This is a genomic window from Hymenobacter citatus (assembly GCF_014333615.1).
GTDB lineage: Bacteria > Bacteroidota > Bacteroidia > Cytophagales > Hymenobacteraceae > Hymenobacter > Hymenobacter citatus.
This window is the reverse complement of the sequence record NZ_JACSCY010000030.1, coordinates 1-20,853: the sequence shown is the minus strand read 5'-3', so window position 1 is coordinate 20,853 and position 20,853 is coordinate 1. Positions and strand designations below refer to the sequence as shown.

Genomic DNA, 20,853 nt, shown 5'->3' with positions numbered 1-20,853 from the left:
ACTGGCAGCGGTGGCTGGGGACATAGCGACGTGACTGGCAGCGGTGGCTGGGGACATAGCGACGTGACTGGCAGCGGTGGCTGGGGACATAGCGACGTGGCACGGACTGGCAGCGGCGGCTGGGGACATAGCGACGTGACTGGCAGCGGTGGCTGGGGACATAGCGACGTGACTGGCAGCGGTGGCTGGGGACATAGCGACGTGGCACGGACTGGCAGCGGCGGCTGGGGACATAGCGACGTGGCTTTCTCGGGCCGGGGCGGCTGGGGTGGCAGCGATATATGCTAACCCATTTAAGCTAAAGTGAGTGCATTTACTTTGCTAACTTGCCTAATAGTGCGCTAATGCGGCTGTTAGTTGATGAAGCAATTTCTGCATTCCATTCTTCTTTTTGTTGTTTTTGGATTAGGGGCCTGCTCTTCTTCGGTTCCTAATCCAAATACTGTACGCGTCCGTTGGGCTGCCGATCCAGAAACATTAGATCCATTACTTTATCTTAATTCTATCAACACAACTCAGGCCAATAATTTATTGTATTTCAGCCTGTTGAAATCAGATGATACGACACATGATTATATTCCTTTACTAGCAGATAGCCTGCCTGATGTTCGATATACTGATTCGCTGACATTCATCACCTATAGAATACGCCCGGCGGCTACATGGGATAATGGTCGTCCAATCCTAGCACGGGACGTAGCTTTTACACTGGCTGTGATGAACTGTCCAGGCCTTCCGAATGAAGCTGCCCGCGCGCAATTTGATTTCATTGAAAAAATAAATTACGATTCAACAGATCAACGACGATTCACTTTTGTGTGCCGGGGTAGGTCACCTGAGTTTTATGCTGCTTCAGGTGACTTTCCAATTTTACCGGAATATCCTCTCGACTCTACAGGTAGCTTGGCTGCTCTTTCGTTGCGCACGTTACGTACGCCCGAGGCAGCCGAGCTACCTGTCGTTAGTCGTTTCGTGCAACGTTACTTAGCAGCTCAACTCGCTCGAAATCCTAATAACCTGCCAGGCTGTGGTCCCTACCACCTCAAGCAGTGGCAAAGCGGACGGTACATTTCTTTCCAACGAAAATCTGTGTGGTGGGGCAATAATGTACAGCCTACCCCAACGCAATTGCAGGCTTACCCGAAGAAAATAGTCTTCGAGATTATTCCAGATGAGAATACAGCTGTACTAGCCTTACGCCGTCATCAGCTTGATATATATCCACGTCTGTCAGCTAAAGATTATTTGCGCTTGAAAAAGTCGTCGGCAGCTAAGTGGTTAGCGTTTTACTCGACCGGCTCATACGAAATGGTTACAGTAGGCTTCAATACGCGCCGCCCTATACTGCATGACCGACTGACTCGTCAGGCTCTTAGTCGATTATTTGATGTACCGGCCCTTATCAACGGCACGCAGAAGGGCATGGCCTATCGTAGCGTAGGGATAGTAGCTCCTCAGGTGAAAGCTTATTATAATAGCAGTTTATCCTTCGTACCCTACAATTTGAACGAAGCTGCTGTATTACTACGACAAGCTGGCTGGAAACGAAAAGCTACTGGCTGGCAACGTACGATAGCAGGAACAGTGCCTCAACAATTACAGCTTACCATCACCTATAAAACGGGCGAACCATCTTATGAGGCAGCAGCCTTACAATTCCGAAGCAATGCTGCCACCCTAGGCATTCCTGTAACGCTGCTTCCTGCTGAGCGCTCCTTATTTATTGCAAAACTTCGTAATGGTGAAACGGATGTATTTCTACGAACATTAAACGGTAACCCAACAGCATTTAACTTTGCTCCACTTTTTCACTCGCAATACACTAGCGCGGGCAACTATACTGGTTTTGGAACTCCGGCGAGTGATAAATTAATTGAAGAACTGGCGGCCGCTGAGAATCAGACGCAAAAAGTCGAGTTGGTGAAAGAGTTTCAGCGCATGATGCAGGAGGAAAGCCCGGTGGTAGTACTTTATTTTTTACGCTATCAAACGGCAGCGAATGCAAAGTTGACTGGCTTAGAACTCTCCCCCCTGAAACCAGGCTACAACGTGTCGACCGTGCGCCTACGGACGGGTAGTTAGAGATGGTACGCTACCTGCTTTTCCGCCTCATGAGGCTTTTGTTTGCCCTCTGGTTGACAGCATCCGGCGTTTTTTTACTCAGCGGCTCTCTACCCACTGACATTATTTTGCAACCGCTTTCCGTAGGCGAAATAAGTGCTACTGCTTCCAGCCTGCAGCAGCAACGCCTTGCGGAGCAGCGCTTCCGGCATCGGCTGGGCTTGGATATCCCACTATTTTATTTCTCCCTACCCACTGCCACTACGCATCAGCAATGGCAGTGGCACGGCCGGCACAACCAATACCACCGGTGGGTCCAGCAATTGCTGCATGGTAACCTAGGCCGCTCCTACCGAGACGGCCAATCCGTGACTACCCTGCTAGCAGCGGCCCTAACTTATACGCTACCGCTCACGACGCTGGCAGCCACGCTATCTGTTTTGCTGGCGCTGTGGCTGGCTACACGCCTGGCAATACATCAGCAGATTCGTTTGCCTGCCCTGCGGCTTTTATATGCGTTGGATGCGCTACCGCTGTTCGTGCTTGCTCTACTGCTCTTGCTGCTGTTTGCCAATCCAGATATGCTTCCATGGTTTCCAGCATACGGCTTGGGGGAAGAGTCCGAACTAGTGAATGCCCCCATGCTAGAGCGCATCGGCACTCTGCTGTATCACTTGGTACTCCCCTTAATTTCCCTGACTCTTGTGAATTTGCCTCATCTAGTGGTGCAGCTAGATGCGGCACTTCAAAACGAGCGTCTCACTGCTTACGCAGCTACTGCCCGCGCCAAGGGCGCCCCCGAAAAGCAGGTAGTACAGCATCATACTCTACGCAATGCACTATTACCTAGCCTGAGCCAGCTCACCGATTTACTACCAGCATTGGTAGCAGGCGCAGTAGTAGTAGAGGTTATTTTTGCTCTGCCGGGGGTAGGCCGCTTGCTTGCCGAGGCAGCAGCCACGCACGACTACCCTGTGATACTAGGTGGGGTCCTGCTCACCGCAGTGGTACGATTACTGGCGCAGTTTCTTACGGATAGCCTGTACTTAGTAGCTGACCCCCGAATCAGGCTACGCACATGAGTGTCTCTCTCTATTTTGCTGATTGGCGCCGACGAGTGGCGATTGGGTGGCTTTGCCTTTTGCTGGTAAGTGCAGTGGCTGCACCCTGGTTGCCCCTACCTTTTGCCCCCGATCAGCTGGATTTATCTGCCACATTGCAGCCGCCCGGCACAGCGGGCCATTGGCTAGGCACCGACCCTTATGGTCGTGATGTGCTAGCATTATTGTTATTTGGGGCTCGCACTGCCTTGCGTCTGAGCTTACCGGCTGCCGTGTTGACAACTATACTGGGTACGCTACTGGGTGCCACAGCCGGCTTCTACCGTAATAGTCCTCTCCCCATCGATAGTATTGTTATGGGCTTGATGGCCGTTATTTCCTCCATACCTCGTCTTATTCTGGTGCTAGCACTAGCAGCAGTGCAGCCGCCCTCTATCAATACGTTGTTGGTATTGCTCTTGTGTACTTATTGGATTGGTCCGGCCCGGCTGGTGCGCGCTGAAATGCTCCGGACCAGAGAAGTACCTTTCATAGAAGCTGCCCGTGCCACCGGCATTCCTGCTTATCGCATACTGTTGCGTCATGCGCTGCCTAATACCTGGCAACCAGCACTGGCTGTTTTTCCACTCAGCGTTGCTTCCCTTATTGCGCTCGAAACTACGCTGTCCTTTTTGGGCGTTGGATTGCCACCCGAAATAGCAAGTTGGGGGCGTTTGCTGGCTGCTTTTAGTATCGACCCTAGCGCTTGGTGGCTCTTGCTGTACCCGGCCGCTGTTCTGTTTAGCACTTCGTTAGCCCTGCGTCAACTCAGTAAGTGAGTATTGCTTACAGCTTAGATACAGTTAAATGTCACAATCCACCAGACTATCTGTATAATTTAACCGGTTCTACTTTTGCAGCATATCTATAGATTAAAGGCATTTTTCGCTTCTTCTTAACCAAGCAAAGTCAATTTCACTTAGAATTATACAAACAATCTTCAAAATATAGCAAGTCATTATTTATACAATAGTGTCCTTTTTGAGACCACTCTTTCCCTATAGCTTTGCTAAAAGGAAAGCGTCTTACTAACGAGATATCATATAAAAACAAACTTGTTCATCTTCTTTATCGGCCATTAAAGAGCTGTTTATAAAGATACTACTTGTTTGCTTGATTCACGTCCGAGACCTTTTTCACAGCCTACCCTACACGCGGGTCAAGGCTTCATGGAGCTTAATGAATCTTACTTCGCCGTGAAATATGTTGCAAGCGGCGTAGGTCGAGGATTTAGGATTGTTGCAATAAATTAGGTGTACAAAAAAACCGCAGATGCTGTCTGCGGTTTTTTTTGCACTTCAATATTCTATTGGGTGGTTTCGGCTGTTTGTTGAGCCAACAGACGTATTCCGTCTGCAAAGGAGTGTGGCTGATACCCCAGTACCTTCCGCGCTTTGGTGATAATGAATCCTGTGCGCGGCGGCCGATGAGCCGGCTGCGAAAACGTGCTACTATTAACACTGGTAATCAATTGCTTATCCAAAGCAAAAAAATCTGCTACGCGCAGCGCCATGTCATACGGTGTAAGTAGTTCATCGCCGCTAATATGAAAGATGCCAGTGGCGTTCTGCTGGGCTACTAGCCAGCAACCCTGGGCTAGGTCCTCGGCCAGGGTAGGCGTTCGGAGCTGGTCGTCTACCACTTTTATAGGGGTATGGGACCGGAGCGAGTCGCGCACCCATAGCACAATGTTGGTGCGGCCATAGTCATGGGCGGTGCCGTACACCAGCACTGTGCGCACAATGCTCCAGGGGCAGGTAGCCACCTGCACCACCTGCTCGGCGGCCATTTTGCTTTCCCCATAGTAGTTAACGGGTGCAGGTAGGGCTTCTTCAGTCAATGGCCCAGCTTCTCCACTGAACACAAAATCGGTGCTGACATGGATAAGATGCACCGCTAGGACCTCACATACAGCCACTAGATTCTCTACAGCCGTCACATTTTGCTGCCAACAGGCCGCGCGGTTCAACTCGCACTCGTCCACATTGGTCATGGCGGCCGTGTGGATGAGGTGTGAAGGGTTTACCTCGGCTAGTACCTGCGCCACCTGCGCGGCATCGGTTACGTCGAGGGGCACGAACCGCACATCCGGGTATAGATCAGCCAGCTTGTTGGCTCCCCGCGATGAAGCTACTACTTCTATTTCGGGCTGCGTGCGGAGTAGTGCTACCAGCTTCTGGCCGAGCAAGCCGTTGGAGCCGGTAATCAGGATGCGTTTGGCCATGGTAATAGGTCAGGCTTAGTACTGATAATTGTATTGCTCCGCTATTTTCTGCTTGCTCAGCTTTTCCACTTTCATTTTCATCTTCACATCCGTGAGGGGACGGTCGCGGATGTCTTTGGGCACGGCAGCTATTTTCTCCACCACATCCATACCGCTGATTACCTGGCCGAACACGGTGTAGGCACCATCGAGGCGGGGCACGCCCTGCCGGTTTTCTACGATGTAGAATTGGGAAGCGCTGCTGGCCCGGCGCGGATTCACGGCGTCGCCGGTGCGAGCAGCGGCCACGGCTCCGTAGCGGTGGTGCAACTCGGGCCGGATTTCAGCCGGAATCATCTTCTCATTACGCTGGCCGGCCCCGTCGTTGTTGGGGTTGTCGTCCTTGGAATTTGGGTCGCCACCCTGAATCATGAAGTCGGGAATGACCCGGTGAAAGGTGGTGCCATTGTAGAAACCTTTCTTCGCCAGCTTCAAGAAATTGGCCTTGTGCCGGGGCGTCTGATCAAACAGAATCAGCCGAATATCGCCCTGCGGCGTGCTGATGGTCACGACCTGGTCCTTCTTGCTGGTGTTGGTTGATGCCGTTGGCGCTACGGAGCGGGTAGAAGCGCAGCCGGCGCTTAGCAATAGCAGCACTAGCCAACACGCGCCCCACGATTTCAGATAGATCATATACCTTATTTTCAACTCAAAATAGAAGATGCGCTACGCTACGCGGTGCGCCCGGATATCATCCAGAATTTCCTGCCCGCCGCGTTGCAGTACGCTTTCGGCAATCTGAACACCTAACGTTTCAGCCTCTGCCTGATTAGTAATCGACTTCGTTTCCTCGATGTACTGCTCCCCGTTCAGGCTAATGAGGCCACCATGGAGTTGTAGTGCCCCCTCGGGCGTGTAGGTGGCCAGTGCAAACGAAGGAATGCTGCACCCGCCCTCCATCGTGCGGAGAAATGCCCGCTCGGCCAGCAGCGCTGTGTGGGTAGGCGCGTGGTCGAGGGCCTGGCGCAACGTCTCTTTCAGCTCTGGCTGCAAGTTTCGGGCGCACTCAATGGCAACGCTACCCTGCCCAGCGGCCGGAACAAATTGTGTAGCGGGTAGCACGTGCCGAATCAGGTCGTCGTATTCCATGCGGTGTACGCCCGCGTAGGCCAGCACCAGGGCGTGGTATTGTCCTTCTTCCAGTTTGCGCAGGCGCGTTTGCAGGTTGCCACGGGCCTCGGCGGTGCGGGCATTGGGGTAATAGCGCTGCAACATGGCCTTGCGGCGGGTGCTGCTGGTCCCCAACACAAGGTCGGGGCGCGTGAGGTCCAGGTTGGGGTCGAAGCTCACCACCACGTCGTTCACTTGCTCGCGCTCCATAAAGGCCAGCAGTTCCAAGTCGTCGGGAATGGTGCTCTGTACGTCTTTGGCGCTGTGTACGGCCAAGTCAATATGACCCGTACGGAGGCTGATTTCCAGCTCCTCTGTAAACACCCCTTTGGCTCCAATTTTATCGAGCGAGCGGTCCAGCACCACGTCGCCCTTGGTCGTGATAATAACAATTTCCGTGGCCAAGCCGCGCTGTTGCAAGCGGTCGGCTACATGGTTGGCCTGCCACAGTGCCAGCTTGCTACCCCTGGTACCGATGCGAATAGGCTTCATCCTTCGAGAATTAAGTGGTAAGTCAAGCGCCAAGGGCCATACCGGCGCTCTTGGAGAGCTTGCGCAAATCGTGTTCCTTGTGCCCTGCAAAGGTACGAAAGCCAACTCCGGCGATACTAGCTATAGCACTTTTAGCACTAGCTATACTAATTTACCAAAGTGTATTTAATGCGTTTGCAGCTTGTATAAGCGGTTTTATGCGCATTATCAAGCTTGCCGCAGCAGTTCCGCTACCCGCAGCGATGTATCCACGAACACCATGCGCGGGTTGGCGTTGCGCTCGATGTGGTAGTGCGCGTCGTTTAGCTCGCGGGTGAGCGGGTCGGCATTGCGGGGCGTTACAAACTTGCTGAAGCCAGTCACGAACTGCTGCTCATTGGCGGCCAGATGCGGCACCAATTGCGCATCAAGGCCGAAGAGCAACACCTTGCGTAGCACGCCCAAGGAGTAGTGCAGCAACTCCTTTTGGTTTTCGCGCCCCAGCTTCTGAAACTCGTCACTCTTGCCCAGCAGCTTATCTACCTTGTAGCCATAGCATTGCCGCATCCAATCGATAAAAAACGTGAGGTAGTCGTGGTCTTGGCCCGAAGTCGTAGCTGCCGCCAGGGCCGCACCTAGGTTGCCTTCAGCCAACTGCGCTACTTGGTGCGCTTTGGCTTCGGGCAGATGCCGCTGGTCGCGGAGGTAGGCGGTTAGCTCCGCCTCGGGCAAGGGGCGCACCACAATGGGCTGTACCCGGCTGATAATGGTAGGTAGTAACTGCTCGGGCGCGTTACTGACGAGCAAAAACACGGTAGCGGGTGGTGGCTCTTCCAGTAGCTTCAACACAGCGTTGGCGGCGGCGGGGTGCATCAGCTCAGGCAGCCAGATAACCACGGTTTTGTAGCGCGCCTCAAATGCCGTAAGCGACACCAGCCGCAGCAATTGCAGGCTTTCTTCCTTGGAAATACTACCCTGCTTGTTGTCGGCCCCGATGTGCTGCATCCAGTCGTTGAGGCCCTGGTAGGGATTTTCGAGCGCGAATTGGCGCCACTCGCCAGCAAACTTGCTACTCACGGCATCCTTCGGCACCGATTTGGTGGTCGTAACGGGTAGGATGAAGTTGAGGTCGGGGTGAATCAGCTTGTCGATTTTCTGACAGCTGGCACAGTGCCCGCACGAATCGGTATCCTGTGGCTCGCGACCCTCGCAGTTGAGGTAGGCCGCATACGCCAGCGCCAGCGCCAGCGCCGTCGAACCCTCGGCCCCGCGAAACAGCTGCGCGTGCGCCACGTGCTGCCGCTGCACCGACTGCACCAGCACCCGCTTCACCTCCTCACTACCCGGAATATCCGCAAAACGCATACTATTGACTTCCTTCTACCTGCATGGCTAACGCAAACTATTTAGCGTTAGCCGGCACGAACCAATCAAATAATTACTCTATCACCACTGGCGCGGCACTGTTACCTGCTGCCCGTTCCCACACGCGGTCCTTGGCCGTGGCTTCGTACACGTAGGTCATGATGTCCTGCTCCGTTTGATCGTAGGGCAAGCTGCGGCGGCCCATCACCCGCTCCGCTACTTCGCCAGCCTTAGGTAGGCGGAAGGTTTCGAAGCCCGCCGAGCCGCCCCAGCTAAACGATGGCACGAAGTTGCGCGGAAAACCTGCCCCGAAGATATTAGCCCCTACCCCTACCACGGTGCCGGTATTAAACATGGTGTTGATGGCGCACTTGCTATGGTCGCCCATCATCAGTCCGCAGAACTGCAAGCCGGTATTCACGAAACGACCCACGGCGTGGCTCCAGATCTTCACGGGCGCGTAGTTGTTCTTGAGGTTCGACGTGTTGGTATCGGCGCCCAGGTTGCACCACTGGCCTACCACCGAGTTGCCGAGGTAGCCTTCGTGGCCTTTGTTGGAGTAGGCCATTAGAATACTATTGGCCATCTCACCGCCTACCCGGCAGTAGGGACCTACTGTATTGTCGCCGCGCAGCTTGGCGCCTACGTTCACATGTGCCGCTTCACAAACCGCCAACGGCCCTTTCAGAATGGCGCCTTCGTGCACCTGCACGTCTTTGCCCAGGTAGATGGGGCCGTCTTCGGCGTTGAGGATGGCCGCCCGAATTTTCACGCCCTCCTCTATAAAGATATTCTCTGCGCCATACACAATGGTATGCGCGTCGTTCACGGGTTGCGACTGACGGCCCTTGGTCAACAGGGCAAAGTCTTGCCGGATTTGGGCGCCATTTTGTTGAAACAAGTGCCAGGGCTGGCTGATGATGGTAAGACTACCTTTTGCCTGCCGCACATCGCGGTAGCCATCCTGGATTAACTCGGCCACTTTAGACGCATCCGGCAGGTAGGCCGCTACCAACAGCTCTTCACTCAGCAAGGCTTCGCCGGGCTGCAAAGCCTGTATTTGCTCTATCAGTTTCTCGTCGGGGCACACGGCACCGTTGATGACCAAGGCCGGACCATCGGTAGGGCCAGCAGGAAATTTTTCGCGCAGGTGGGGCTGCGTGAGGTAGTGTACCGGCTGTTGCAAGTGGTGCTGCCACTTCTCCGCAATGGTCAGGATACCGCAGCGTAGGGAAGCTACGGGCCGGGTGAAGGTAAAGGGTAGTAGATTAGGCTGGATAGCCGGGTCGTCGAACAGTAGAATATGCATAGCGGTAGAATTCTACCGCGAAACTACGGCTTTTGCCGGTGCGGGGCACGTTGTACGTCTACTCCTATCTGTCATGCTGAGCGCAGCGCAGCGGAGTCGAAGCATCTCGCGTGCGCCCGGTAATTCCCCGACGATTGAGAATAGCGTGGCACGCGAGATGCTTCGACTCCGCTGCGCTGCGCTCAGCATGACGTTCTTTTGCCATCTTACCCCTCACCAACAAAAAAGCTCCTTCCGCCAAGCGAAAGGAGCTTTTATAGAAGCCGGCAGCCAAGGGCTGAGGGCCGTTATTTCTTCTGGTAGCGGTTGCGGAATTTCTCCACACGGCCGGCGGTGTCGATGAACACGTTTTTGCCGGTGTAGAAGGGGTGCGAGGCACTGCTCACTTCTACTTTGATAACGGGGTACGTCTTGCCGTCTTCCATCGTGATGGTCTCGTTCGAGTTCATCGTCGAACGGGTGATGAATTTGAAGTCGCTGGACGTGTCCTGGAATACCACTTCGCGGTACTCGGGGTGAATGTCTTTTTTCATGGTCGGGATGCCGTTAAAACCTTCTGGCCCTGCCGATTTTGCGGAAGGGATTGCAAAAGTACGTTTTCGGGCTGACATTCAAAAGCCTAGCCCAGTTTTTCTGTTGAATGGTTGGGTGGCTACGCTAGTTGTATTGCTGGATTACCTTTGAATAAACTTTCCGCACTCACTTCCTCACGGTTCTGGCAGCATCATTCATTGCCCGTCGAATCAACCATCAATCCTTTCACTTCTTCAACCTATGCGTCTTTGCTTTGCTTCCAACAATGCCCATAAGCTCGATGAAATCCGGGCCATCCTACCCAGTTCCATTGAGCTGGTGAGTCTGGCTGATATTGGTGGTCCCGACGACCTACCCGAAACCCAGGATACGCTGGCCGGCAACGCCCACCAGAAAGCGCAGTACGTGTGGGACCACTTCGGCGTGGCCTGCTTCGCCGACGATACCGGCCTGGAAATCGATGCGCTGAATGGGGCGCCCGGCGTGTACTCGGCCCGCTATGCCGGGCCCCAACGCCTCGCCGCCGACAACGTGGCCAAAGTATTAGACGAACTGGCGGATGCCTCTACCCGCACGGCCCAGTTTCGCACCGTCATTACTCTTATCCTGTCCGATTCGGAGAAACATACCTTCAACGGGGTAGTAGAAGGCCTAATTACCACGGAGCTCCGTGGAGACGCCGGATTCGGCTACGACCCCATTTTTCAGCCTATTGGCTTTCAGGAGACGTTTGCCGAGATGCCCTTGGCGCAGAAAAATACACTCAGCCACCGTGCCCGCGCCGTGCAGCAGTTGGTTGCGTTTTTTGAATCCAGAGAAAAATAAACCGTTTTCGGCCAAAATTTTGGTTTTGCCGCCGCCAAACCTGCGAAGTGCTTACTTTTGCAGGGTTGGCCCCACCGGTACGGGCCACTTTTCTACCCATGCAACAACCTTTCATCGTCGGCATTACGGGGGGCAGCGCCTCGGGCAAAACCACTTTTTTGCGCCGCCTGCTGGCTTCGTTTCCCGAAGAAGAAATCTGTTTGATTTCGCAGGACAACTACTACCACCCACGCGAAACCCAGCTGGTAGACGCGCAAGGCGTTACCAATTTCGACCTGCCTACCTCCATCGACTCGGCCTCCTATGCCGCCGATGTACTCAGTATCAGCCAGGGCCAGGAAGTGCGTCGGCCGGAGTACACCTTCAACAATCCCGATGCACCGGTGCAGGAGCTGGTGTTTCGGCCCGCCCCGATAGTAGTGGTAGAGGGCATTTTCGTGTTTCACTTCGAGGAAGTGGCGCGCCTGCTCAACCTGAAAGTGTTTATCGACGCCCAAGAGCACGTGAAAGTGCTGCGCCGTATTGTGCGCGACCGGGACGAGCGGGGCTATGATCTGGAAGACGTGCTTTACCGCTACATCAACCACGTGGCCCCTACCTACGACAAGTTCATCAAGCCCTACCGCAACGACGCCGACATCATCATCCCCAACAACAGCCGCTTCGATATGGGCCTGGAAGTGTTGGTGTCTTTCCTGCGGGGAAAGGTGAAATAGTGAGATGGTGAAATGGTGAGTTTGTGAATGCAAAATGTTTGTCATCCTGAGCTTGCGAAGGACCTTCTCACGTGTGAACGAGTTGTTATTACGCCATTCGTTCACGCGTGAGAAGGTCCTTCGCAAGCTCAGGATGACAGTCCTTTTACAGTCAATTTTCAGAAATTCACAACTTCACTTCTCACAACTTCACCTTTTAGTATATTTGTAGCCATTGCCCTACCTATGTTTTTGCTGAGTACCCGGTTTTTATCTCGTTTGCGGTTCGCCTTGCTCACAGCTACGGTGCTGTTTGTGCTGGGTTTGAATCACCAGACGGTGACGACCTTTCGAGCGGTGCCGGGCAAGACTACGCGAGTAGGCGTGCGGCCTAAAGCGGCCGTTATCAAGCAAAAAGTAAATCTGGAGGCCGTGGGGCCGCTGGTGCTGCATGTGGCACCTGATGCCGATGCCTGGCTCCCCTTCCCTACCCCGCAGCAGTGGCTGCCGGCCGTGCGCCGTGCGCTGGCGGTACCGCGCCCCCTGGCGGGTGTTTTGCCCAGCAGCATCTTTCGGGTGCGGCTGTTGGTAGCGGCGCTTTCGCCGCAGGCCCCCTAGAAAAAAATCGAGCTTTCGGGAATCAAAATAGTACGGTTGCTTTTCTAGCAATTGACTATCAGCCTTTTCGCCGCTGCACGCTTCCCGACGATTGATTTTTAATTGCTTGTTGCCTTTCCAAAAAATCTTTTCTGATGCGTAATAAAGGACTCATCATTGGGCTGACCATCGTGGTATCGGCCCTGTGTATCTACTTTCTCACGTTCACGTTCATCTCGCGCCGGGTGCAGTCCGACGCGGTGAGCTACGCCACCAAGAATGGCGTTGTGAACCAACAGGCCCGCCAGCGCTACCTCGACTCGGTGTGGCGTGCTCCTGTAACCAGCATTTTAGGTGTTGACTACACTTACCGCGATGTACGCGCCTCGGAGCTGGGCCTGGGCCTCGACCTGAAGGGCGGCATGCACGTGACGCTGGAAGTGTCGCCGGTGGAAATTGTGCGCGCCATGAGCGGCAACTCCAAAGACCCCAAGTTCAACCAGGCGCTGGAGCAGGCGCAACAAGCCCAGAAGGCCAATCCTTCGGCACCGTTCACTACGCTGTTCCTGCAAGCCTACCGCAACGTAGCGCCCAACGACAACCTGGCGCGCATTTTCGCTAACACCACCAACAAGAGCCGCAAAATCGACATCAACTCGTCGGATGCGAAGGTGATTGGTGCTATCGACACCGAGATTGAGGATGCTATCGAACGCTCTTTCAACATCTTGCGCACGCGTATCGACAAGTTCGGCACCAGCCAGCCCAACATTCAGCGCGTGAAGGGTACCGGCCGCATTCAGGTAGAGCTGCCCGGCGTAGACAACCCCGACCGTGTGCGCAAGCTGCTGCAAGGCCAGGCCAAGCTGGAGTTCTGGGAAGTATGGCGTCAGGATGAGTTCAGCCCCTACCTCCAGCAGCTCGACCAGGCGCTGGTAGCCAAAGAGGCCTCCGAAAAAACTGCTTCTCCTACTGCCGCTGCTACCACTACCACCGCCCCCGGCGACACGTCGTCGTTGGCTAGCCAGTTGGCGAAGAAAAACACTGCTACAGCTGCCGATTCGGCCAAAGGCCCCCAGGGCTCGGTACTAGCCCGCCTGTTCACGATGCCCGGCCAGTTGGGTGCTAACATCCGCGACACGGCCCGTGTGAACCAGCTGCTTCGCTCGCAGGAAGCCCGTGCAGTTCTTCCTCCCAACCTCACCTTCCTGTGGAATGTGAAACCCCAGACCTTGGACGGTCAAGAATACTTGAGCCTAGTGGCGGTGCGCAAAGCACCCGGCGGCACCGCTCCCCTGGAAGGTGACGTAGTAGCTGACGCCCGCGGCGACATTGACCCGCAGCGTGGCGGTGCTGAGGTAAGCATGAGCATGACGCCCGCCGGCGCCAAGAAGTGGCAAAAGCTGACCAGCAACAACATTGGCCGTCAGGTAGCCATTGTGCTCGACGACAACGTGTATTCCGACCCTGTGGTGCAGGCTGAAATTGCCGGCGGCAACACCAGCATCTCGGGCAACTTCACCATCGAGGAAGCCCAGGATTTGGCTAAAGTACTGAAAGCCGGTAAGCTGCCCGCTCCTACCCGCATTGTGGAAGAAGCTGTAGTAGGCCCATCGCTGGGCCAAGAGGCTATCAACCAGGGTCTATACTCGTCGGTGGCTGGTCTGCTGATCATCATGGGCTTTATGGCCCTGTACTACGGCCGTGCTGGTCTGGTAGCCGATGCTTCGCTGCTGTTCAACATCTTCTTGATTCTGGGTATTCTGGCTCAGTTCCAGTTTGCGCTGACCCTACCCGGTATTGCCGGTCTGATTCTGGTATTCGCCTCGTCGATTGACGCCAACGTGCTGATTTTCGAGCGTATCCGGGAAGAACTCGACCACGGTCATTTGCTGAAGGATGCCATCAACGCGGGCTACTCGCGCGCTTTCTCGGCTATCTTCGACTCTAACGTCACCACACTCATCATCGCCCTCACGCTGTTTATCTTCGGTACGGGTCCGGTGCAGAACTTCGCCGTTACGCTGCTGATCGGTATTTTCACCTCGTTCCTGTCGGCCGTGTTTGTGTCGCGTCTCATTATTGAGTGGCTGGTGAAAGGCAAAGAGACGAGCAAGATTACCTTCTCTACCTTCCTCTCGCGCAAGCTGTTCACCAACGTAAACTTCGATATCGTGGGCAAGCGCAAAATCGCTTACGCTTTCTCGACGATTTTTATTGTTGTAGGCTTTGTGCTGATGGCCGTGCAGGGTGGTCCCAACCTTGGAGTGGACTTCCGTGGCGGCCGTGCCTATGTGGTTGACTTCAACAAAGCTATGGAAGCTTCGGAAGTGCACGATGCTATTATTGGTGACCTTGGGGGAGCTGGTACGGAAGTAAAAACCTTTGGTACATCTAATCGCTTGCGCATCACTACCGGCTACCTAGCTGATGATGAAAGCGTAACCGCTGATAAAAAGGTAGAAGCTACGTTGCTGAATAGTTTGAAAAAGGATTTTGGTACCGATGCTCCAGTTATCAAATCCACTTCTAAGGTAGGCGCTACCATTGCTGACGACATTAAGAAGACCTCGGTACTCAGCTTGGGCCTAACGTTGCTCGGCATCTTTGTATACGTGTTGCTGCGCTTCTCGCGCTGGCAGTACTCGATGGCTGCGGTTATCGCTCTGTTCCACGATGCGCTGCTGGTTATTGCCTGCTACCCCATTGCTCGCCTGTTTGGTCTGAACTATGAGATGGACCAGATTTTCGTGGCGGCCGTGCTTACGGTGCTGGGCTTCTCGATGAACGATACGGTAGTAATCTTCGACCGCATCCGCGAGTACCTGCGCGAAAATCCGCACCTCACGTTTGCTCAGGTGGCCAACCCAGCCCTGAACAGCACGTTCTCCCGCACCATGATTACCTCCACTACCGTGTTCTTGGTGGTGCTGGTACTTTACATCTTCGGGGGTGAGACGCTACGCTCGTTCTCGTTTGCTATGCTGGTAGGCATTGTGTTCGGTACGTACTCGTCGCTGTTCATCGCTACCCCCATTATCCTCGACACCTACGGCCGCAAAGAGGCTCGCGAGCGGGGCACCGACATCTCCACGCACATTGGCGATACAGGTGCGCCCAAGCTGTCAACGTCCAACGTATAATCGCAGATTTTGCTGATTATCTGGATTTCGCTGAGTTGAAGAAACCTACTCGGTATACACAAAGAAGCCCGGCCGCTTGGCTGGGCTTCTTTGTGTGTATTCTTATCCTATTTCTAGGCTACTTTTAGAGCACTCTACTTTGTTAACGGCGCTTCTGGGGGAGCGGGTAGGGCGGCGCGCCACGCTAGGATTTGCTGCCGCATATTGGCAGCCACGGTGGGGTGTTGGGCGGCAACATTGGTTACCTCTTTAGGGTCGCGGGCGAGGTCGTATAGCTCCAGTTGGGAGCCGTCGTCGTTGAGTAAGAGCTTCCAATTATCCTGACGCATAGCCAGGTTGGGGCTCCGGTCGCGGCCGAGGGGGTAACGGAACGACTTGCTGTTGCGGCCATACTCCCAGAACAGCGGCGCCGTGTGCGCGTGCGGCTTGCCTAAGAGGGCGGGCGTCACATCTTCGCCATCGGTGCGGGGCTGCAGGCTGCTTGCCCCACCCGCCAGCGTCACAAACGAAGGAAACAAATCCATAGCACTTAGCACCGACTGCTGGTCTACCCGCCCCGCCGGGGTACGGGCTGGGTAGCGCACAATAAACGGCATCCGGATACCCCCTTCGTACAACGAAAGCTTGCTACCCCGGTAGGGCGTGGCACGGCTCCCATCGAAATTCGGCAACGGGCCGTTGTCGCTGGTGAAGATGATGAGCGTGTTATCGTCTATGCCCTGTTCGCGCAGACCAGCCATTAGGCGGCCTACCTGCCGGTCCAGCTCGGCTAGCACGCCTTTAAACTCGCGGGGCTTTTCGGTGCCGTTGGGGTAGGCGTCGAGTGTACTTTCGTCGGGCACCCAGGGCGTATGCACGTCGTCGGGCCAGAGGTTGATGTAGCAGGGCTGGTTGGGGTGGCTCTTAAGAAACGCCAGTGTTTTATCAACGAAATACTCGGTGCGGCGCCAGCGCTTGATGCTGTCGGTACGGGCCCAGATCCAGTTGGTAGAGGTCAGCAGCGGGTCGGGATCGGGGCTTTCGTAGGTGCTGGCATAGGCATCGAAGCCGTAGCGCAGGATACCGGGCGCATTATCTACGTCGCGGCCGCCGCCCATGTGCCACTTGCCAAAGTGGGCGGTGGCGTAGCCAGCGGCTTGCAACTGCCGAGCCACCGAGGGCGCATCGGCCACCAGAAAATCGGCCTGCTCGCACTGCCGGTTGTGCCGGCGCGTATCCAGAAACGACGTGATGTTGAACTTCCCCGGCGCCGAGCCCGTGGTTAGTCCTACCCTTGAGGGCGAGCAAATAGGCGCGGCGCTGTAATACTGCGTAAACTTGATGCCCTCGGCCGCCAGCCGGTCGATGTTGGGGGTAGGCACAAACGTGCCGCCGTAGCAGCCCACGTCGGCAAAGCCCATGTCGTCTACCAGCAGCAAAATGATGTTGGGGCGCTGGGCAGCAGTAGCTTTTTGCTTTACTTCTGACCGGGGGTTACTCGTGCAGCCACCGAGCAGTAGCAGCCCAACAACCAGAATGGGCAGATTCATCTGTTTCATAGCGTAACAGTGTAGTTCTTTTTCGCATTTTACGCAAAATCAGTAACTACATATCTATCAATGCAAAAGGGCGGTTTGACTGCTAGTCAAACCGCCCTTTTGCATTGGCGGCACCACTTACAAGTTAGGCCGCTGTGAAATCCGATTACTCTGCAAAATCTGCGACTACTATACGGTAACGCCTTCCGCTACTACCTCCGTTACTTCGGGCACCATGCGCTTAAGCAGATTTTCGATACCAGATTTCAGGGTAACTGTAGCCGAAGGGCAGCCCGAGCATGAGCCTTGCAGGTTCACGGTTACTACACCTTGGTTGTAGCTTTTGAAGGTGATGTTGCCCCCGTCCTGCTCCACGGCGGGGCGCACGTAGTTGTCCAGCAGGTCGATGATTTTCTGGCTGGTTTGCTGATCCTGCTCCGAGTGGTCGCCAGTAGCGGCGGCTTGTTGGGCGGCGCGCTGCTCCTCGGCGGGATCTACCGTGAAGATGGGGCCATTCGCCTCCACGTACGACTTCAGGAACGTACGTAGTTCGGGAATGAGCTGGGTCCACTGGTGCTCGGTGGTTTTGGTGATGGTGACGAAGTTGGCGGCGATAAACACGCGACCTACATAATCGAAGTTGAACAGCTCCTGAGCCAGTGGCGAGTTGGCGGCAGCTTCCACGTTGGGGTAGTCCACACTCACGCCGTCGCTGAGCAGCGTAGCGTTGAGCACAAACTTCATGGACTCAGGATTGGGGCTGGCTTCGGCGTAGATGGAAACCGGCGAGGCGGCAGGAGTGGTATTCATAAGGCAATTGATACGTAAGGCGTTGCGAAGTAAAAAAAGAATGTCTTTTGGCTAATTTCGCCAAATCCATGCATCTACAACCAATCGGAGCCGTAGATGTTGTAAAGGTAACAACTCCCCTCCTGTTTTAGCTCCCCACCGACCATCTGGCGCCTGCCGACGGCCGGTGGGCTACTTTTGTCTTTCACCTAGCGTTTTCACTATTGCCTGCTTTCTTCGCTTCTCTCCTACTCGCCGTTCATATGCCAGCTGTTGCTCCCTGGCTGCTGCTGCCTTTTGTTAGTTTACTTGGACTTATTGCCTCTGGCCCTCTGCTGTTTCCGCATTTCTGGGAGCGGAATTATGCCCGCATTGCCGTGGCGTTGGGCTTGCTGATGCTGCTCTACTACGGCTTTGTCCGCCACGACTGGCACATGGCCGTTGAAACCCTGGCCGAATATTTCTCTTTTGTAACGCTGCTGGCGTCGTTGTACGTGGTGGGCGGCACCATGTACCTGAACATAGGTTTGCAGGGCACGCCCCAGCGCAACGTTATTCTGCTGACGATTGGCGCGGTGCTGGCCAGCCTGATTGGTACTACTGGTGCCTCTCTGGTATTGATTCGGCCTTTTATCCGTCTCAATGATGAGCGCATCAAGCCCTATCATATCGTCTTCTTCATCTTCATTGTCAGCAACGTAGGTGGGCTGCTCACGCCACTCGGCGACCCACCCTTGTTCATTGGCTTTTTGCGCGGCGTTCCGTTTATCTGGACGGCCTTGCACCTGGCTCTACCCTGGGTGGTGGCTAACGGGGCACTCCTGTTGATTTTTTGGCTAATTGACCGCCGCAATCCCTACCCCAGCCGCTTCTCGCGCGAGGAGCAGGAGCAAATTCGGCGCGAGGGTGGACTGCCGCTGCTGGAGTTTCATGGGCGCTACAACCTGATTTGGCTGGCAGTGGTGTTGATTAGCGTATTCATGGATCCGCAGCAATTTCCCTGGATTCCTACCCTCAGCATTGCTGGGGTAAACGTGTCGTTTGTGCGGGAAACCGTGCAGTTGCTGGCTGCCTGGGGCTGCTACCGCACGGCCACGCGCCGGGCCATTACCGGCAACCACTTCAACTTCGAACCTATCTACGAAGTGGCTTTTCTGTTTTTTGGCATCTTCCTAACCATGATGCCCGCTCTGCAATTGGCCGCCCGCGTAGCTTCCGACCCGGCCATTGCCACGCGCCTTACGCCCGCCGTGTTGTACTGGGTGACCGGCCTGCTCTCCGCCTTCCTCGACAATGCCCCCACCTACGCTAGCCTGGTATCGCTGAGCATGGCTGGGCATGAGCTGGAATTCAACCAGGTAGCCTCCGTGGCGGCCTTTGCTTACGACCCCGCTACCATGCCCTTGTTGCGCGCTATTTCCAGCGGGGCAGTGCTATTTGGCGGCCTCACCTACATTGGCAATGGCCCCAACTTCCTGGTGCGCTCCATTGCCCGCGACGAGGGCATCGACATGCCGGCGTTTTTCCAGTATATTTTCCGCTACTCCCTGGTATATCTGTTGCCGGTGCTGGCATTGATAAGCGTGCTGCTATACTGGTTATAGCGTTGCACCTGTCCTACCTACTCTACGCTCAACTCCATGCGCGCCTGGACTGCTGCCCTTTTTCGCCCCATTGATATTGCGTGGCTGGTAGTAGCCCGCGTCCTCATTGGTTCGTTGCTGGCATTGGAGGTAGCGGGTAGTCTAGCGCTGGGCTACATTCGGGAATATACCGAGCCGGCTTTTCACTTTTCCTACCTTTTTTTCACCTGGCTGCCTACCCTACCCCCAGCCGGTATGGTAGGGCTGCACCTGCTCCTTATTGGCCTGGGCGTAGCGGTGGCGGCCGGTTGGCATTTTCGGTTTACAGCGCCTGCGTTGTGTCTGGCTTTTACCTGGCTGTTTCTGGCGGAGCAAACACGCTATATCAACCATTTCTACCTGTATGCCTTGTTGGCGGGGCTGCTAGCTCTCACGCCCGCTCACCGTGCTGCCTCTGCCGATGTGCGCGCCGGCCGCACTACTGCTTCTACTACTACCCCCGCCTGGACGCGTTGGCTACTGCAACTGCAACTAGGTCTGGTGTATTTCTTTGCCGGCCTGGCTAAGCTGAATCCCGACTGGTGGGCGGGTGCTTCGCTCCGCATCTGGCTGGCTCCCAAAGCGCACTATGTTCTGATTGGGCCGCTGCTAGCGCAATCCTGGCTGCCGGTCTGGATGAGCCGCGCCGGTCTGGCCTTCGATCTGCTGCTGGTGCCGCTGCTGCTGTGGCGCCGCACCCGGCTGCTAGCTTTAGCGGCGGCGGCGTTTTTCCATCTGTCCAATGTACTGGTGTTTGGCCTGGGCACCTTTCCGTGGTTTTCATTGGGGCTGACGGTGTGCCTGTTTCTACCGCCCGATTGGCCCCGCCGGGCGCCAAAGCTCCGTAACTGGCTGGCCGCCCGCGTGCCATTGCCCACGCTACCAGCTAGGCCGATTATACCGCGCATGGCGCCCGTATTGCTCACCTTTTTGTCCCTTTATATTGCCATACAGCTGCTGGTGCCGTTGCGCTACCTCCTCTACCCCGGCGACGTACACTGGACCGAGGAAGGCCACCAGTTTGCGTGGCACATGATGCTGCGTAGCAAAACCGGCAGCGTCTACTACCACGTGCGCCGCCCCGATGGTCAGCTCGATGTTGTGGACCCTCTTCACTACCTCACGCCCCGACAGCAGCGCTACCTACTCAGCAACCCCGATGCGTTGTTGCAGTTCGCCCACTTCCTGGCCCGCGATTATCAGCAGCGTGGCCTCGGACCAGTGGCAGTGCACGCCGTATCACTGGTGCGGCTCAATGGGCGGCCAGCACGGCCCTTGGTATCGCCAGACGTAAATCTGGCCGCCCTACCCCGGCAGGTCGCGCCTTATAAGTGGATCAGTGAGTGAGGTATATTTGGGGTATGAGGGTAGGAGAGTGTGAGGGTAGGAAGTGTGTCATCCTGAGCGCAGCGAAGGACCTTCTCACGCGTGAACGACAGACGTAACAACGAC

Annotated in this window: 17 protein-coding genes and 1 pseudogene; 10 read left to right on the top strand and 8 right to left on the bottom strand. The window is 55.4% G+C overall.

What is annotated here, in order from left to right; all coding sequences use genetic code 11:
• The 4 genes and pseudogenes from H8B15_RS20745 to H8B15_RS20730 all read left to right on the top strand — a co-directional run.
• Positions 1-288 (top strand): annotated as a pseudogene (locus tag H8B15_RS20745) (hypothetical protein); the annotation flags it as partial.
• 72 nt (positions 289-360) lie between these two features.
• Positions 361-2,082, top strand: a complete 1,722-nt coding sequence (locus H8B15_RS20740; protein ID WP_187321560.1) for an ABC transporter substrate-binding protein — start codon at positions 361-363, stop codon at positions 2,080-2,082.
• Between the two features lie 107 nt (positions 2,083-2,189).
• A complete protein-coding gene (locus H8B15_RS20735; protein ID WP_187321559.1) occupies positions 2,190-3,143 on the top strand; it encodes an ABC transporter permease in 954 nt (317 codons plus the stop codon).
• A complete protein-coding gene (locus tag H8B15_RS20730; protein ID WP_187321558.1) occupies positions 3,140-3,940 on the top strand; it encodes an ABC transporter permease in 801 nt (266 codons plus the stop codon). The genes H8B15_RS20735 and H8B15_RS20730 overlap by 4 nt, the downstream gene beginning before the upstream one ends.
• Positions 3,941-4,467: 527 nt before the next feature.
• Here the strand turns inward: H8B15_RS20730 and H8B15_RS20725 are convergent.
• From H8B15_RS20725 to H8B15_RS20700, 6 genes are all read right to left on the bottom strand, one after another.
• Positions 4,468-5,385 (bottom strand): SDR family oxidoreductase, encoded by a 918-nt coding sequence (locus H8B15_RS20725; RefSeq protein WP_187321557.1) that lies wholly within the window; start codon positions 5,383-5,385, stop codon positions 4,468-4,470.
• Positions 5,386-5,400: 15 nt separating this feature from the next.
• Complete coding sequence (locus H8B15_RS20720; protein ID WP_187321556.1) at positions 5,401-6,057, bottom strand: peptidylprolyl isomerase; 657 nt, start codon at positions 6,055-6,057, stop codon at positions 5,401-5,403.
• 33 nt (positions 6,058-6,090) lie between these two features.
• The gene (gene hemC / locus H8B15_RS20715; protein ID WP_187321555.1) at positions 6,091-7,026 is read right to left on the bottom strand and encodes a hydroxymethylbilane synthase; all 936 of its coding nucleotides are present in this window, start codon (positions 7,024-7,026) and stop codon (positions 6,091-6,093) included.
• A 207-nt stretch (positions 7,027-7,233) separates the two neighbouring features.
• Positions 7,234-8,370: a DNA polymerase III subunit gene (locus H8B15_RS20710; protein WP_187321554.1), complete on the bottom strand. Its 1,137-nt coding sequence runs from the start codon at positions 8,368-8,370 to the stop codon at positions 7,234-7,236.
• Positions 8,371-8,443: 73 nt separating this feature from the next.
• On the bottom strand, positions 8,444-9,679 hold the full coding sequence (locus H8B15_RS20705; protein WP_187321553.1) for a GlmU family protein: 1,236 nt from the start codon (positions 9,677-9,679) through the stop codon (positions 8,444-8,446).
• 287 nt (positions 9,680-9,966) lie between these two features.
• Positions 9,967-10,212, bottom strand: coding sequence for a type B 50S ribosomal protein L31 (locus H8B15_RS20700; protein WP_187321552.1), 246 nt, complete (start codon positions 10,210-10,212; stop codon positions 9,967-9,969).
• A 241-nt stretch (positions 10,213-10,453) separates the two neighbouring features.
• On the opposite strand from H8B15_RS20700, the gene rdgB reads away from it, so the two are divergent.
• From rdgB to secDF, 4 genes are all read left to right on the top strand, one after another.
• On the top strand, positions 10,454-11,038 hold the full coding sequence (rdgB, locus tag H8B15_RS20695) for an RdgB/HAM1 family non-canonical purine NTP pyrophosphatase (RefSeq protein ID WP_187321551.1): 585 nt from the start codon (positions 10,454-10,456) through the stop codon (positions 11,036-11,038).
• 98 nt (positions 11,039-11,136) lie between these two features.
• Positions 11,137-11,754, top strand: a complete 618-nt coding sequence (locus H8B15_RS20690) for a uridine kinase family protein (protein WP_187321550.1) — start codon at positions 11,137-11,139, stop codon at positions 11,752-11,754.
• A 225-nt stretch (positions 11,755-11,979) separates the two neighbouring features.
• Positions 11,980-12,351, top strand: coding sequence for a hypothetical protein (locus H8B15_RS20685; protein ID WP_187321549.1), 372 nt, complete (start codon positions 11,980-11,982; stop codon positions 12,349-12,351).
• A 134-nt stretch (positions 12,352-12,485) separates the two neighbouring features.
• Positions 12,486-15,473: a protein translocase subunit SecDF gene (gene secDF, locus H8B15_RS20680; RefSeq protein WP_187321548.1), complete on the top strand. Its 2,988-nt coding sequence runs from the start codon at positions 12,486-12,488 to the stop codon at positions 15,471-15,473.
• Positions 15,474-15,607: 134 nt separating this feature from the next.
• Here the strand turns inward: secDF and H8B15_RS20675 are convergent, their stop codons facing one another.
• On the bottom strand, positions 15,608-17,011 hold the full coding sequence (locus H8B15_RS20675) for a sulfatase-like hydrolase/transferase (protein WP_216859226.1): 1,404 nt from the start codon (positions 17,009-17,011) through the stop codon (positions 15,608-15,610).
• 168 nt (positions 17,012-17,179) lie between these two features.
• The gene (locus H8B15_RS20670; RefSeq protein ID WP_185281241.1) at positions 17,180-17,800 is read right to left on the bottom strand and encodes a NifU family protein; all 621 of its coding nucleotides are present in this window, start codon (positions 17,798-17,800) and stop codon (positions 17,180-17,182) included.
• A gap of 242 nt (positions 17,801-18,042) precedes the next feature.
• On the opposite strand from H8B15_RS20670, the gene H8B15_RS20665 reads away from it, so the two are divergent.
• Together H8B15_RS20665 and H8B15_RS20660 are read left to right on the top strand one after the other, a co-directional pair.
• Complete coding sequence (locus H8B15_RS20665; RefSeq protein ID WP_187321547.1) at positions 18,043-19,383, top strand: sodium:proton antiporter; 1,341 nt, start codon at positions 18,043-18,045, stop codon at positions 19,381-19,383.
• 36 nt (positions 19,384-19,419) lie between these two features.
• A complete protein-coding gene (locus H8B15_RS20660) occupies positions 19,420-20,748 on the top strand; it encodes an HTTM domain-containing protein (protein WP_187321546.1) in 1,329 nt (442 codons plus the stop codon).
• The last annotated feature ends 105 nt before the right edge of the window (positions 20,749-20,853 follow it).